Origin of the sequence: Chryseobacterium sp. RLHN22 (assembly GCF_051011795.1) — a bacterium.
GTDB classification, from domain to species: domain Bacteria; phylum Bacteroidota; class Bacteroidia; order Flavobacteriales; family Weeksellaceae; genus Chryseobacterium; species Chryseobacterium zhengzhouense.
The window spans coordinates 147,757-164,055 of record NZ_JBPCHW010000002.1; the positions used below are offsets into that span (position 1 = coordinate 147,757).

General features: G+C 38.1%; 10 protein-coding genes. All 10 read right to left on the minus strand.

Going from position 1 to position 16,299, the window contains the following annotated elements; all coding sequences use genetic code 11:
- Positions 1-3 precede the first annotated feature (3 nt).
- Entirely contained in the window at positions 4-3,666 is a 3,663-nt protein-coding gene (locus ACR1PN_RS03035; RefSeq protein WP_433978826.1) for a DUF6443 domain-containing protein, read from the minus strand.
- Positions 3,667-3,674: 8 nt separating this feature from the next.
- A complete protein-coding gene (locus tag ACR1PN_RS03040) occupies positions 3,675-6,494 on the minus strand; it encodes a hypothetical protein (RefSeq protein ID WP_433978827.1) in 2,820 nt (939 codons plus the stop codon).
- 5 nt (positions 6,495-6,499) lie between these two features.
- Positions 6,500-8,200, minus strand: coding sequence for a T9SS type A sorting domain-containing protein (locus ACR1PN_RS03045; protein WP_433978828.1), 1,701 nt, complete (start codon positions 8,198-8,200; stop codon positions 6,500-6,502).
- A 530-nt stretch (positions 8,201-8,730) separates the two neighbouring features.
- On the minus strand, positions 8,731-10,116 hold the full coding sequence (locus ACR1PN_RS03050) for an NADH-quinone oxidoreductase subunit N (protein WP_433978829.1): 1,386 nt from the start codon (positions 10,114-10,116) through the stop codon (positions 8,731-8,733).
- A gap of 137 nt (positions 10,117-10,253) precedes the next feature.
- Positions 10,254-11,747 carry a complex I subunit 4 family protein gene (locus ACR1PN_RS03055; RefSeq protein WP_433978830.1) on the minus strand — a complete coding sequence of 498 codons (1,494 nt, stop codon included), beginning with the start codon at positions 11,745-11,747 and terminating at the stop codon, positions 10,254-10,256.
- Positions 11,747-13,660 (minus strand): NADH-quinone oxidoreductase subunit L, encoded by a 1,914-nt coding sequence (gene nuoL / locus ACR1PN_RS03060; RefSeq protein WP_433978831.1) that lies wholly within the window; start codon positions 13,658-13,660, stop codon positions 11,747-11,749. The genes ACR1PN_RS03055 and nuoL overlap by 1 nt, the downstream gene beginning before the upstream one ends.
- A 2-nt stretch (positions 13,661-13,662) precedes the next feature.
- A complete protein-coding gene (nuoK, locus tag ACR1PN_RS03065; protein ID WP_378177396.1) occupies positions 13,663-13,992 on the minus strand; it encodes an NADH-quinone oxidoreductase subunit NuoK in 330 nt (109 codons plus the stop codon).
- Between the two features lie 2 nt (positions 13,993-13,994).
- The gene (locus ACR1PN_RS03070) at positions 13,995-14,492 is read right to left on the minus strand and encodes an NADH-quinone oxidoreductase subunit J family protein (protein WP_378177399.1); all 498 of its coding nucleotides are present in this window, start codon (positions 14,490-14,492) and stop codon (positions 13,995-13,997) included.
- Positions 14,492-15,049 carry a NuoI/complex I 23 kDa subunit family protein gene (locus ACR1PN_RS03075; RefSeq protein ID WP_378177402.1) on the minus strand — a complete coding sequence of 186 codons (558 nt, stop codon included), beginning with the start codon at positions 15,047-15,049 and terminating at the stop codon, positions 14,492-14,494. The genes ACR1PN_RS03070 and ACR1PN_RS03075 overlap by 1 nt, the downstream gene beginning before the upstream one ends.
- 154 nt (positions 15,050-15,203) lie before the next feature.
- Complete coding sequence (gene nuoH, locus ACR1PN_RS03080; protein WP_378177405.1) at positions 15,204-16,268, minus strand: NADH-quinone oxidoreductase subunit NuoH; 1,065 nt, start codon at positions 16,266-16,268, stop codon at positions 15,204-15,206.
- Between the last annotated feature and the right edge of the window lie 31 nt (positions 16,269-16,299).

Below are 16,299 nucleotides of genomic sequence, written 5' to 3' on the forward strand. Positions count from 1 at the left end.
AATTTAATTTCCTAAATTAAAATAAGTGTTAAAAGCAGATCCTTGTCCTCTATTAATAATTTTATTTTGTAAAAATAAATGTCCTTTTTGACCATTTATAATGTAATTTAAATGTGGAAATGTAGAACTTCCTACACCTTTCCCCCAATCTCCATGTCCCCAATAAACCTTGTCGCCAAGCTTATTTTCCCATCCAATCCATTTACCTGAAGAATTATACATTCTAACTTTTGATGGTCCCAAAGCTGAAGCTCCAAAATTCTTAGCATCATTCATATTTGCAAATAAGTAATCTGCTTTTAATATTCCTTTTTTAGTAATACCAGAATTGATTAATAGACTTTTTTCAGCAGCTAATTCAGTGTTAGCAGCTAATCCCGGTTTTTTCAATGCAATAGCACCTAAAATTCCGGCTCCCATTGCAAGATATCGGTTTTCGGGCTCCCATGTGCTTAAAATTTGACCTCCAATATCAAAAATGCCTAAAAGGTCACCTCCACTCCCAATCATTTTTACCGGACCATCATGGCAATGTCCACAATTACGATACCACTCTCTTTGTTGCTCTTGAAATGCCTGATTAGAGTTCCATCGTTCCATGAAATTATTGTGATGAGAGAAAACCCCCGCACCTAATGTCCAAGAATTACCTTTTAGAGATAATTCTGGTAAGCGAATTTCACCTGCAACAGCTCCGCCACCGCCACCTCCAGAGCCGCTATCGGAAGCAATCAGGCTATAAGATTGATAATTTTGTGCATTACCACTATTACTCATCATTCCACCCCAGTTATTGTAAAAATAACCGTTTCCGCTGTTTGTCCAGATAGTTCCGGAAGGAGAGCTCCAAACTTCATCCATAAACGCCTGCGAGAGCATTCCCGTAGGATCGTTGAACATCAACGGGTTGTTATTAGCATAATGATAAGGCGATACATGTGGTGTTACTTCTGCCAACGGATCTACAACGCCCCATCTTCCAAGATCCGGCATATAGAATCTCGCTCCATAGTCATACATCCCAATTTCATCCTGATGCTCCTTGCCATTGTACTGATACCTATAGTTGACTCCTGTATTATCGATCGAATTTCCTCCGTGTCTTAATCCAAATGCATAATAATCACTTTTTTCTACTATGGTCGCTGTATTGTTTTCCTTTGCAAAGCTTACCCTTACGTTACCTAAATGATCGCTGTAGTGGTAAATATAGCGATTATTTACGTAATCATAATATCCTTCAGAAGTACCAAAAAATTGTAAACCTTCATAATCACCTACCAGACCGGTATCAGTTTTATATTGAAAACCATCTATATATTCTATAGTCGCAAAAGCATCTCTACGGTTTCTTCCAGAGAAATAATGATGTATCTTCTTTATTTTCACACCATCGGCACGATAAGAATAGCTTGTATTGCTATACACATCCCCATTCGTACGTGTTACAAAATTATTAAACTTGATATATTTGGCAAGATCGAGATCATTGTATTTGATCTCCAGAATACCTTTGTCAACATGATTGGTCATGTTTCCGTTAAAATCATAGGTGGTGGTATTCCCTGAAGTATCGGGATAACCATAATAATTATTCTTGTTGTCGACTACCGATACAAGCCTGTTGGTATTCTGGTAATTATATACCAAATCGTCGATCTCTTCGGCAAGACCATTATAACCTTTCTGGTTTCTTTTTAGACCCATTATGTTGCCATTGGCATCATAATTCATCGTCTCGTTAAAGAAATTGTTCTGAGGAACGGTTGAATTGGGTTCCTGATATAATGCCGCAGTTAACCGGTTGTAAGCATCATATTGGTAGCTGTACTTTTTTAATACACCTTCTGCAGCATCTTTCCAGATCATCTCGGTAATGTTCCCGTTGTAGTTGGCTTGTGCTACGGAAGCATTGGATGTGGATGCGAACTTCAGCTCATATCCGAAAAGGTCTGTGCTAAGATTATCGGGGTTGTTTACTTTTGTAATCATGCCCCGTATATTGTATGCATAATCGATGCTTTGCAGGTTATTACCCACTTTTTTATTGGTAACCTGCCCCAGATCATTATACGTGTAATCAGAAAGCAGCTCTTCAGCATTGCCGTTTACCTGATGGTAATGCTGCTTCATTCTGTATTGATCATCATACACAAACCTTTCTTTAATCACCACTTCAGAAGGATCTGCATTGGTCTTTTTATGATAGGTATTGGCTTTTAAAACTGCACCCGAAAAATCGAGCTGCTTCTCGGTATTGGTATATCCGCCCAAGTGATTGACGCTCTTACTTCCTACAGGCCTCAATAATGCATCGTACCAGATATGCGAAGCAGACCAGCTGTCATCATCCAGGTTTTTTACATACGAACTTGTCGGCATCGATTTCAGGCTTCTTGTACTGCTTACTCCATTGCTGGAAAAACTTTGTGCCCCGTTGATCATGCGAAATTCCAATACGTCAGTAGTCGGAGGATAAAAATCCAACCCGAGACCACTCACAGGATAGGTGTCATAGTAGTTAACCGTGTACGGAACAAAGGCGGCAGATGGATAAGCGGTATTGGTATAGAAAATCTGCTGCCCGTTTAAGGTAAAAGACGATGTATTTCTGTTTTCGTTATTCAGTCCTTTTGCATTAGCGTTTGCCTGTTCTTCCAGCCTTGTTCCTCCTGCAAACTTCCCGGTATAAGCAACTCTCCCGAACTTGTCATATCGCGTAAAAAGCCATCGGTTGGGCTGATTAGGATTATTTTTCATGTTGGCATCCTGTGTACCAACCAGACGGTTTTGCTGGTCATAGACCATATATTCCCATCCTTTCCCGGGAAGCTTTTTCTCTACCTGTCTGAAGCGGTTGTCATATACGTACTGGTAACACAGTTCATTTAAAATTTGTGAGGTTACGGAGTTACCGTTTTGTGTGATCTTCTGATCGGCTTTTGGGGAAATCACAAAAGCAAGCTGGTTGTAGACATTATATACATAGTAGGTATCCAGCTTTTCCGAGCTGCTTTCCTTTCTCAGCAATATGGTTTGCCCCTCCGAGTTTTTGAATTCAACAGTTACCTTTCCGTCTTCATCCGTGACCACATTTTTAACCAGCTGGTTGGGTGAATAAAAGGAAACATCGGTAATGTTTGTCGTTAAAGTAGCGTTTGCCCATGAAACTGAGGTGTTATACCTTTTCACCTGATCCGAAGGTTGATTGGTAAGGTACTGCATCTTGGCAGTGTGCCCTGAAGACATTGCCCATTCGGTTCCGGGATTTGCGGCTTCAAGAACTCTTGCCAGAGGTGAAGCTTCAATCTTCTGTTCCGAAAACGCATTGGCAACACCGTAATAGCTGTTGACATCGGTTTCGGTTGTGTTGTGCACTGCGTAGTTGGATGTCGCAACGGGAATGGGTAAAAGGGTTTTAGATTGTCTTCCAAGCTGGTCATAAACAACAGGTACTACAAGGTCTTTCCCTGAAGGAGTTGCTTTTACCTGTACAACCTCTTTTGCCCTTCCGAGACCATCAAAATACTGGATTGTCTCTGTTTTTTTGCTTCCGTCAGCTGAGAGGTAGGTTTTCGTATAAATGTAGTTTTCGTTGCTCGGGAGTGACTGCGCATAGATGCAGTGAACAGCAAGCAATAAAAAAGAAGTGATTATTTTTTTCATGATTGTGTTTAGTTTTTGTAATTGTACAAATGCTCTTTTACCGTATTGCCGTTCACATCCACCACTTTCAGAAGCCTGTTGAAGGCATCATACTTGTAGAATTCCATCAATCCGTTTGGCGGAATGGTCGTCGTGATTCCTATCAACGGATTATAGGTATAGCAGGTTATCATAAAATTCCTCAAAGCAGGATCATTCTTAAAAGTATTAAGAGCCGCAATAAGCGTCTGTTCTTTAGAATCTTCCTGAGCAGCAGTTGCATTGGCATCTTCATTCGAAGCATTGACAATCGCAGTAATCAGATTCGAAGGAATATCCGATAGTTTTGCACCCTGTATTTTGGCAATTGGAAGGGTCTTATTATAACCATAAATAATAGTGGTAGAAACTCCTTCCGAACCAACATCCGGAAAGGAAGTAATCTGTACCGGGTTGCTTTTATCGTCATAAATGTCATAAGATGCGTTTTTTATAGACTGGTTCAGATTATCGGGTAAAAAGCTGATCTGCGAGGTCGGATAAAAGTGCGTGGCATCCTCAAACTTGGTCTCGGTTTTTGAAATAACCGTGCCATTTTTTTTGGTTTCCACTGTTAAAGGAATACTTCGGATATTGTTGTTCCAGAATCTGTTTGTTCGTCCAAATGGATAAGTAATATTCGATTCCTTTATTACCCCATCTGCGCCCGTACTTTTTTCATAGATTACATTGTAGTTATTTAAATCTCTTTTAATCTCTGTGGTATTTGTATAAACTCCGGATGGACTGTACAATTTTGAAACTGTTTTTTGCTCTTCAACGATACCGTTTCTTAAAACATCATAGTAATGTCCGTAGAAGCTTCCGCCTCCTTCAAAAACTGATAAGGGAGCTAGTTTAGAGATAATGCTATCTTTCTGAACAATAGAATGGTTAACATCAAAAACTTCTCTTTTTTCCAATAATCCGTTTGCTAAAATATTGATATACCTTAGTTCATTTGGTGGGCCTGCCGGGCTGTTGCTGTCGAGAGGGTCGTGTAGTGTTTTATAATAATATTTGGTGTACCCTTTATTTTGGCCTACAGTTTCTTTAACGTTTTTGTAAACCACAAATTCCTGTCCGTCAATTTCATTAAGAAAACCACTGGTAGGCATACTTCCGTCAAATTTTTCATAATGGAATCTTTTAGTTAGACTACTGTCTACTACATTATTTTGCAAATATTCTATATATTTTATTCTTACACCCTTACCAGTAGAGTAGTTAGGCAGAGGATTAGATTTATTGCGTATCCTCTTGATCTGGTAAGTTCCCGTTCCACCCGTTCCACTGACTACAATTGTATTATTTCCAGGAGGATACTTTTTATGTCCATATACGTCAGTAATTCCTCCGTTGATAGCACCATTCAGAAAATAATTGCCGTCAGTTGGTTGAAATGGTCCATCTGTATATAATGTTCCTATCGCTAAATGCTCAAAAAGATAGCTGTATCCGTCGGGTTCATCTGTATTGTATGGAAGATTAAAGTTTATATATTTAGGACCTGCTTTAAAATCGAAGCTAAAATCTCCGATATCCTCAAAATACTGGGCGTCACGGTCAGTAATCTCGTGAGGATATATATAACCTTGATAGTTTTTATCTACATAATATTGATTAGGTTCAAATGTATATTTAACTTCAGTTCCATTAGGATACTTAATTGATTTTAGTAAAGCCTGTCCTAAGTACTTTGGATTTTTATATTCTTCGGGAAAGCATTTGTTTAAAGGATCTACATTTGGATATTCTGTCCAATAATCCGTTATATCAAAATTGTTGACGGGATAAAAATTAGGATAAGTAATCTCCGTCGTTTCATAAGGTGTACCTGTACTATATTTTAAAACTTTTTTTAATAGTCTTTTCCCTTGAGTTTCCTTATTGTAACATGGTGTGGGGTTTCCTCCTGGGATAAACCCCAATGGATATTCAAAAAATCTAGACTGGGATTCAAATACATACCTTTCAATTTGTCTTCCAGCTTTATTTTTCAAAATAACAGAGTTGAGTTGAAAAGGATCCTGGTAAGATTTTCTGTCAGCACTGTTAAAAGTGTAATTAAAATGTACACTGCCAAAATCATGGGATGTGATAGTACTTACTTTTAATGATTTTACAGGCCTTTGATAAGGGCTTCCAAGTCCGCTGGGAACCTGATAATTATCTTCTTGATACATAAAAGATACTAATTCGCTGTTATTAACATCTTCAATTTTTGTAAGATAGTAACATCCTGTATAATTTTTATTTCCGTTATAATCTTTGTAATACGAAATATCAAGTGTCTCAAAATAGTAAGAGATACCATTTTCATCGATTATCTTAAAGTTATAGAGATCCGTTCCGGTTTCAGTTACAGAAATCTGGTAACGATTCTCTGTAACTTTCATCATACCACCACTTGAGGTATATTTAAATGTTCCGGACTTTCCAAGAAAATTAAAGTGATAAGTGTACTCGGGAATTCCTGAAGGAGGAATTTCTCTGTAAATAACATTGGTAGCTCCGGCTATGTTCCAACCTAAGCCGACATCACTTGCTTTACTTTCCATAAAAGTATTGTTCGGATGGTAACTCAATCCTATATTTACAGAAACATTTTTGCTGTGGCTTGCCAAGGAAAAGAAAGGAATTTCGATGTCGGGGATACCTGTAGATAATGCTGAGGGAGACTTTATTTTACTCGCAATTCCCGATGCCGTGGGAGCGGTAATATTAAGACTTGGAATTTGTGATTCATAACCCTGTGCTTTAAGGTGTCCCATTAAACCAAGCACCCATATAATTAGTAGTTTTTTCATCATGTTTATTTTTTTATCAGTTTAGCATTCGCCGTTTTCTCGGTATCTGTTTTTATAACAATTAAATACGCTCCCTGAATCAGATTCTGCGTATTGATCTTCGTTACCTTATTATTCGTTTTAAGACTCTGAAGCTGTCTTCCGCCCATATCATACAGCGTAATATCCGCTTCCTTAAACTCAAAACCGATCTCCACATAACAGTAATCACTCACTGGGTTCGGATAGATCTTCATATCCTGCTTCTCGATCAGCTGGTCAATCTGGCTGTCTCCCAATTTCACAATCTTCCAGTTTTCTTTGCCCAATTCTTCGGCGCTTGTTCCTGCCAAAACGATCGAACCGTCCTTATTCATTTTCAAATCAGAAAGCCTTTCCTCTTTCTTTCTCGATTCTCCTTTCACATATTTTCTCCATTGCTCATTCCCATCATTGTCGATATACAGCATCCAGAAAGTTTCATCATCTGCTTCAATTCTTCCTTCAGCCTGAGTATAGCCACCCAGCAAAATGCCTTTGGTTGTTGATTGTTGGTTGATGGTGAATCGCTCTTGATTCTTTTCTCTTTTATCTTGGCTCTTACTTATCACATTCATCCCCATCAGAATATCTCTGTTCTTAAAATTGTAGGATTTCTGCCACTGTTCGTCACCTTTGGTGTTTAAAGAAATCAACCACAGATCGGTTCCTTCTTCTATTCCTACTGTTTTATTGCCCGATCTTTCCGACCTTGATTCTCCGCCGATAATGTAACCTGATGAAGTGAACGCCATTGTTCGTACATGGTCATCTCCCTTACCGCCGAAGTTCTTTTCCCATTCTACTTTGCCTTCTTTATTGAGCTTTACGATCCAGTAATCACCCTCGCCATAGTTTTCAGTAGATTTTGGATGAGTGATGATTGATAATTGATGATCGATTTTTGATTCGGAAGGATTCTTTACTTTTTTCGTATCATTCATCAATGATCTTTTATCATTCATATAAGTAAGCCCGCTTCTCGAATAGATCCCTACCAAAGCACCTCCATCCGGAGTGGGAATCATCTTCTCAACTTCATCAAGACCTTTTCCTCCTAAAATCATTTCCGAGACTACCTTTCCGTTCTTATCAAGTCTTGAGATGATCACATCTTTAGAACCAAAACCGTTTGAAGCATTCTGGACATTTCCTGCCACCATAAATCCTAAATCTGCCGTCTGGATCACCGATCTTGCTTCTTCATCCTGAGGTGTTCCCAAGGTTTTCTGCCAAAGCTCATCTCCAAATTCATTGATTCTGATCAGCCAGATATCAGATCCGCCTTTAGAATCGTCTTTTTTGTCTAAACCTTTCGACGAAAAAGTAGTTCCAGCCAGTAAAAATCCGCCTTCCTGTGTGGAAACCGTTGCCGACAGGAAATCATGATTCTGTCCCGAAAAATATTTTTCCCAGACTTCTTCACCCTGTTGATTGAGTTTTACCAAGTGAAAATCGTAGCCGTTGTTTTGTTTCGAGGCAGAAGATAAACTTCCAGCACCGAGCTTCCCGCTTCCAGCCTGAATAGAACTCCCTGTAATTAAATATTGCTGATCAACTGTCGTGGTCACCTGAGAAAGAAAATCCTGTGTGGAAGATTGAATGTCTTTCTGCCATACCACGTTTGTTTCCTGGGTGAAACCCAGTACTGCGCACAAGAGAAATGCGCCGGAGTAATTTTTTTTCATATTTTGTTTTTATAAAGTCACAAATTTATAATAATTATTCAATTTTTTCATCCGTAAAAATCCTGTTTTTCGGTCTTGGTTATCGATGAGCATTTTTTAGGTCGGTGCAGTTCTGAATACCATCATTTATCATTTTTTAATTATACATAAATTATTACATGCAAAGATATAAGCATAGAGCGACAGAACTTGTCGTGTATGTTATTAGATTTACTTCATTCTTAAAAAAGAAAGGCACGGAGCAAAAAATCGATCTGTTAGAGAAGTACCGCTAAGAACCCAACAAACCAGAAAGACTTCGCCTGTGCCAATATTGGTATACACGGGCGTAAGCCTGTCACTATTCCTGCTCCCTTATTTTTATAACTCTGCCATTCTGAATGTAACGCAGTTTAATGAAGAATCTAAACTATAGATGAGATCTTTCCTTTGTCAGAATAATAAAAAAATATTCACGGAAGAGTAGTTTTCCCATAAAAAAACCTTTCAAGATGGTCTTGAAAGGTTTTAATTTTATATGCTGTTTCAGACTACAATCCGAATTGCTTTGCAAATAAATCAGGGAAGATTCCCAGTACAATTAGTGAAGCAATAACAAATACCGCAACGATATTGTACGTAATGCTTACACGCTCTGTTGTTTTGAAGGTCGTTTCTTTAAAGAAGAACATCGCAATAATCAGTCTTAAATAATAAGCAATAGAAATTGCCGAACCTAAAACCGCAACAATTACTAAGAATGTATTGTTGTCTTTCGTCAACGCCTGGGCAAATAATGAGAATTTACCCATGAAGCCAGCCGTTAAAGGAATTCCCGCCATTGATAATAAAGAGATGGTTGCTACGACTGCTAATAATGGTTCAGACTTAGCCAAACCTTTGAAAGCACCGTAAGAAGTTTCTCTTTTTAGTTTTTCAACCCAGATTAAGCACATAAATACTCCTACTGTTGACAATGAATAAGCGAATAAGTAAAATGCCAATGTGTATGTTGAAAGTGCGTTCATTCCGAAGAATACCAATCCGATATATCCTGCGTGCGAAACTGATGAATAAGCCAACATTCTTTTAGCATTCGTCTGAGCAAGACCCATTGCGTTTGCCAATAGTAAGGTAATGATTAAGAATACGCCTAAAATGTTAATCCATTCCTGAGTAACACCGGAGAATCCGATCGTCATTAATCTGAATAATGCAAAGAATCCTGAGATTTTTACCACACTCGCCATAAAAGCTGTGATTAATGAAGGTGCTCCCTGATAAACATCCGGACTCCACATATGGAACGGTGCTAAAGCTACTTTAAATGCCATTGCACAAAGCATCAATACTACTCCAAGAATAAACATTCCGTTGGTAGGATTTACTGTGCTGAAATCGTGAATTCTGTATAAATCAAATGTTCCTGTGCTTCCGTAGATGAATGCAATTCCCAACAATAAGAAACCTGTTGCAAATGCTCCCATCAGGAAATATTTTAATGAAGCTTCGTTTGATCTTAAATCGGTCTTGTTGGCTCCCGCCATTACGTATAATGGAATAGAAAGGATTTCAACACCGATGAACAATGTCACCAGATTCTGATATCCGAACAATACAAAACCTCCGCACAATGCAAAAAGCATCAATGCATATAGTTCCGACTGATGGTTTCTGTGGTTGCTGAATGCAAAACCTCCTAAGAAGAACAAAAGCAAAGTCGTTACAATAGAAATTTTTGTAAATAAAGCGGTGTTTGCTCCGTATTCATACATTAATCTGTATTTTTCGAAGAAAGACGCTTCAGGTAAAAAGCTTACATACAATGCAACGATTAACCCGAAAATCCCAATGTATCTTGCGAATTTTCCTTTTTCAAAAACTCCCGAGAATAATGCAGCAACTGCCGTCAGGAAAACAATAATTAAAACACTCATAATTTATATTTGAGATTTGAGATGCGAAATTTGAAGTTCAAAGCTTTGAGTTTAAAGTTCAAGGTTTTACACTTGGTTCTTTTTACTTATACCTTTTTACTTACCTTCCTCTCTCTTAATTCTTAATCTTTATATTTTTAATTAATCATTGATGAATACACAAACTCCAATGAACTTCCCACCATATCGATAATAGGCTGCGGGAAAACTCCCAAAAGGATTACAAAAACTGCAATACTTGCCAATACTGAAAATTCTACGGCTGATAAATCTTTTGCGGTGCTCAAAACGGCAGCATCACCCTCACCAAACATTGCTTTACCGTAAAATCTTAACAGGTAAACCGCAGCAAGAATAATCGTTAGCCCGGCAATCACTGAAGCCAATACATTGAAATCGAAGATTGATTTAATCAGGATAAATTCACCGATAAAACCATTCGTCAACGGAACTCCCATTGAGCCTAAAATTATTAATAAGAACAATACCGCGAACTTCGGGGCTACTTTTGCCAAACCCCCCATCTGTCTGATATCTCTCGTCTTAAATCTTTTGTATAAAATATCTGCACAATAGAACAAACCTGCCACGTTGATACCGTGAGCGAAAGTCTGTACCAAAGCTCCTTCAGCTCCTTCAATCGTTAAAGTCCCTCTTAAAGTAAGAACTGCTGAAGCAAAAATACCTGCAACCATCAACCCAACGTGTGAGAAAGACGAATAAGCGATGATTCTCTTCATATCCGTCTGGATAATCGCAATTAAAGCACCGTGCACAATTCCGATAATTGCCAAAATAATTACAATCTGTCCTGAAATTCCGAAAATAGCGGTCGGTGTAATTGGTAGTAAATATCTGATCACTCCGTAGATCGCCATTTTCAGCATGATCCCTGATAAAAGCATCGATCCCTGAGTAGGAGAGTAGGTATACGTATCGGGTTGCCAAGTATGGAAAGGGAAAACCGGAAGTTTCACTGCAAATGCAAAGAAAATAAACCAGAATACCACAATCTGCTGTGTCTCTCCTAAATCTGCATTATACAAATCGGTAAGAGCGAATGAAGCTGAATGTGTATACACATAGATTAAACCAGCCAACATAAACAAAGATCCTACGAAGGTATACACGAAGAATTTCGTTGTGAATTCCATTCTTTTGTTTTCCTGCCCCCAAAGAGCAGCAATAAACCAAATCGGAATAAGCGTTACTTCCCAGAAAATATAGAATAACAAACCGTCTAAAGCTGTAAATACTCCTACAAGACCAAACTGCATCAATAGGATCAGTCCGTAGAAAGAGTTTTTGTAGCTAACGTTTTCGTTAAATGATGATAGAATAATTAATGGCGAAAGAATATTGGTCAGCAATAAAAGAAGCATACTCATTCCGTCAATTCCGAAATGAAGATTACTCTTGATAAACTGTGACCAAGGATAGTTGATCTCGTATTGCAAAACACTGTCTACAGTCGGTTCAAAATTGAAATCCGAAAGAGCGTAAAAGGTAAGCAACATCTGAATCAATGCAATTCCCAGCGCCAAATATTTGCTGGATTTATCTTTCCATGCAAAAACTAATCCCGAACCTACAAGAGGTAAAAGTAATAATGTTAATAGTAAATAAGACATTATTGTAATATAAAGTTAACAATCAGTATAATTCCCACAGCTAAGGCCATGATAAGAACATAGTTCTCAACATTTCCGTTCTGAACACGCTTCATAGATCTTCCGCTGTCTTCAGCACCTTCTCCGATATAATCTACAAAACGATCCAAAATTCCTTTATCAAACATTTTTCCGCCACGTCCAAGACCCTCAAATGTTTTTACGAATAAAGCATTATAAAGTTCGTCTACGTATAGTTTTTTAGCAGAAAGTTTTTCCCAGCCTGTATAATCTTCTTCAGCTTTTGCCAATTTCTTCTTGTTGACGTACATGTTTTTAACAATGAACCAAACAGTGAAGAACATTACAATCGTAGCGCCTAAAAGAATCATTTCAGTATTAAAATCAACACCTGAAAGAGTTGCTTCCATTTGTTTGAAGCTTTCGTCTGTCAAAACTGGTTTCAGCCACTCCATTAATTTAGCATAATGACCGTGACCGATAAAGTGTGGTAAATTAATAAAACCTCCGACTACTGAAAGTATCGCCAGAACGATTAACGGTAACGTCATGTTCATAGGACTTTCGTGTAAGTGGTGTTTCTGCTCTTCAGTACCTCTGAATTCTCCGTGGAAAGTCAGATAATACAGTCTGAACATATATGCTGCGGTTGTTGCTGCCAAAATGAATAATAGTACCCAGTAAATAGGGTTTTTAGCAAATGCTGCAACTAAAATTTCGTCTTTTGAAATCATCCCTGAAAGTAAAGGGAATCCTGAAATTGCTAAAGTTCCGATCAGGAAAGTGATGTGAGTAAGAGGAATGTATTTTTTCAAACCTCCCATGAAACGCATATCCTGTTCGTTGCTCATTGCGTGGATAACAGAACCTGCTCCTAAGAATAACAAAGCCTTGAAGAAAGCGTGTGTCATTACGTGGAACATTGCGGTAGAATAAGCTCCTAAACCTAAAGCGATGAACATGAAACCAAGCTGTGAAACAGTAGAATATGCCAATACTTTTTTGATGTCGTTCTGACGAAGTGCGTAGAAACCTGCCAAAGCTGCCGTTAAGAATCCGATTAATAAAATTCCGCCCTGAACGGTTGGAGCTAAAGTGAATAAGAAGTTGGATCTTACTACCAAATAAATCCCTGCAGTAACCATCGTTGCCGCGTGAATCAATGCTGAAACAGGAGTTGGACCTGCCATCGCATCGGGTAACCAAGTATATAAAGGAACCTGAGCAGATTTACCAACAGCACCGATAAATAAACTCGCTGTGATAAAAATGATGATGGTTCCGTCTAATTCAAATTTAGCAGCATTTTGTGCTACTGAAATGTAATCTACCGAGTTGGTCTGAGATGCAATCATAAAAATACCGATCAATAAACCAAGGTCACCGATTCTGTTCATGATGAATGCCTTTCTTGCTGCTTTACCGTATTCTTCGTTGGTATACCAGAATCCGATCAATAGATAAGAACAAAGGCCTACACCTTCCCAACCGATGAATAAAATCATATAGTTGCTTCCCATTACCAAAAGTAACATCGAGAAGATGAAAAGATTTAAGTAAGTAAAAAACTTATAAAAACCTTTGTCGTGACTCATGTATCCGATAGAATACAAGTGAATTAAAGATCCGATTCCTGTGATAATCATGACCATCATTAATGAAAGCTGATCGATCTGGAAACCGAAGTTTATCTGGATTCCGTTTACTCTGAACCATTCGAAAGCCTTAACGACAACCGCCGGACTTTCTGAATCAAATTTTAAAAATAAGCTTACCGCAATACAAAACGATGCAAAAACTGCAGCTGTTGCCAAACTTCCGACTACAATCTTTGGAAGATTTTTTCCGAAAAGTCCGTTGATAAGAAAACCTATAAGTGGTAAAAGTACTATTGCATATATTAAATTCTCCATTCTTATCCTTTTAATTTATTAAATATACCTACATCTACAGAACGGGTGTTTCTATATAACATCGCAATAATTGCCAGACCAACCGCTACTTCGGCTGCTGCAACTACCATGATGAAAAATACCAAAAGCTGTCCGTCGCTGTTCCCGTTGTACGCTGCAAATGCAGCCAATAAAAGGTTTACAGAATTAAGCATAAGCTCTACACAACCTAAAATTACAATCGCATTTTTTCTGACCAATACGCCCAGGACTCCAAGACAGAATAATACTGAACAAAGAGTAATGAAATATTCCAGAGGGATGCTTTGCATAAATGTATTTACTTCTCCCATAATTATAAATCTTTTTTACCGATTAGTACCGCACCTACAATACCTGCCAAAATCAGGATGGAAGCAAGCTCAAACGGTAAAACATATTCATTGAATAAAAGTCTACCCAGATTTTTCGTCAGACCTACGCCCTGGTCTACGTTTTCAACCAATACATGATTTTCCTGTATTCCTCTGAAAACACCTAATACACCAATTAAAAGAAGACCTGCCGTAAAAACTCCAACAAATTTTAAAGTATTGTTCTTCTTACTTTCGTCTTCCTTATTAAGATTAAGCATCATTAAGATATAAAGGAAAAGTACCATGATAGCACCTGCGTAAACAATAATCTGGATAATAGCAAGGAACTGCGCATTCAGAAGAATGTACATTCCCGCAATAGAAAACATTGTAACAATTAATGACAAAATAGCATATAAAGGATTTTTTGCAAACACGAAGTACACCGCACTTGCCACCGCTAAAAACGCCACCAAGAAAAATAAAAACTGATCCATTATTTTACCGCATTTTTTTGTTTCTCGGATTGCCTTTCGGTGATATCAATCCTTTCATTTATTTTTTCAACCAATTTATCTTTACCGTAGATGAAAGAACCTCTGTTGGTTTCCACATCAACTAAGCGGTCTGTAAGATAAATTGCAGATTTCGGACAAGCCTCTTCGCACATACCGCAGAAAATACATCTCAACATATTGATTTCATATACCGATGCATATTTTTCTTCTCTGTAAAGGTGCTTTTCTTCCTTCGTTCTTTCAGCAGCGGTCATCGTAATGGCTTCAGCTGGACAGGCAACGGCACACAGTCCGCAAGCCGTACATCTTTCTCTGCCTTCCTCGTCTCTTTTCAAAACGTGCTGACCTCTCCAGATATCGGCTCTTGGTTTTTGTACTTCAGGATAAGAATAAACATTCGGAGCACGTTTTACAACCGTTCTTACCGCATGCTTAAAAGTAATCCCCATTCCTTTGAAAATCGCCGGAAGGTAGATTTTCTCCGCAAGGGTCATCTCTTTATTTGAAACAACTTTGGATCTGTTTGTAAGTTTCATTTTCTATTATTATTAAATGTTGGAAGATGGAAGCTGGGTGATGGAAGTGTATTCCAACGCTGCTTTCTCATCAACTCATTTTCAAATTTATATCTTCTTGAGAATGTGAAAGAGTTATCTCATTTTCAAATTCTCAAATTATTTCATTTTCAAATTAATTACCAAAAGCCAGAATCACTGCTCCTGTAATCATAAGGTTGACCAATGCCATAGGAATCAAAGTTTTCCATCCTAAGTGCATCAACTGGTCGTATCTGAATCTTGGTAACGTCCATCTGATCCACATAAAGATCAAAATTCCGATTACTGTTTTCGTTAAAAATGCTACGATACTCAAAATACCTGCAGTGTTTTCTCCCCAGTTTTGAGTAACCCATTCAATTCCCGGATAATTGTAACCTCCGAAGAAAAGTACCACCATAAAAGCATTAGAAATAAACATATTCACGTATTCACCAAACATATATAAACCTAATTTCATGGATGAATATTCCGTAGAATAACCGGTTACCAATTCAGATTCACATTCTGGTAAGTCGAAAGGGTGACGGTTGGTTTCTGCCAAAGCTGCTACGAAGAAAATTAAGAATGCCAATGGTTGGTAGAAAATATTCCAGTTCATTCCGGATCCGATTGGGATAATTCCCCAAAGTTTTCCTTCAGTCTGGTTTTCAGTAATTACTTTTAAATCTAAACTTCCTGTCATCATAATGATAGAAAGTAATGCAAGACCCATCGCCAATTCGTAAGAAATCATCTGCGAAGAAGCTCTGATGGCACCCAATAACGAATACTTGTTGTTGGAGGCCCAACCTCCGATCATGATTCCGTACACTCCGATGGATGCCATTCCGATGATGAAAAGTACACCAACATCGATGTTAGCAACCTGAAGATCATAAGAAATTCCTCCAAAGTTTAATGTTTTCCCCCAAGGAATAACTGCTCCGGTAATCAGTGAAATAAACATCACCAATGCAGGTCCCAATACGAAAAGAAACTTTTCTGCATTTTGAGGTGTAAAATCTTCTTTAAAGAAAAATTTACCACCATCTGCAAGAGGCTGTAGTAAACCGAAAGGTCCTGATCTGTTTGGTCCGATTCTGTCCTGCATGATTGCTGCCACTTTTCTTTCTGCCCAGGTAGAGTAGGCCGCTATCGTTAATGATAACAGGAAAAGCGCAAGTACAAGTATTAATTTAAATGTAATTAAATCCATTTTATAATAGTTTGAAATTTGAGACTTGAAG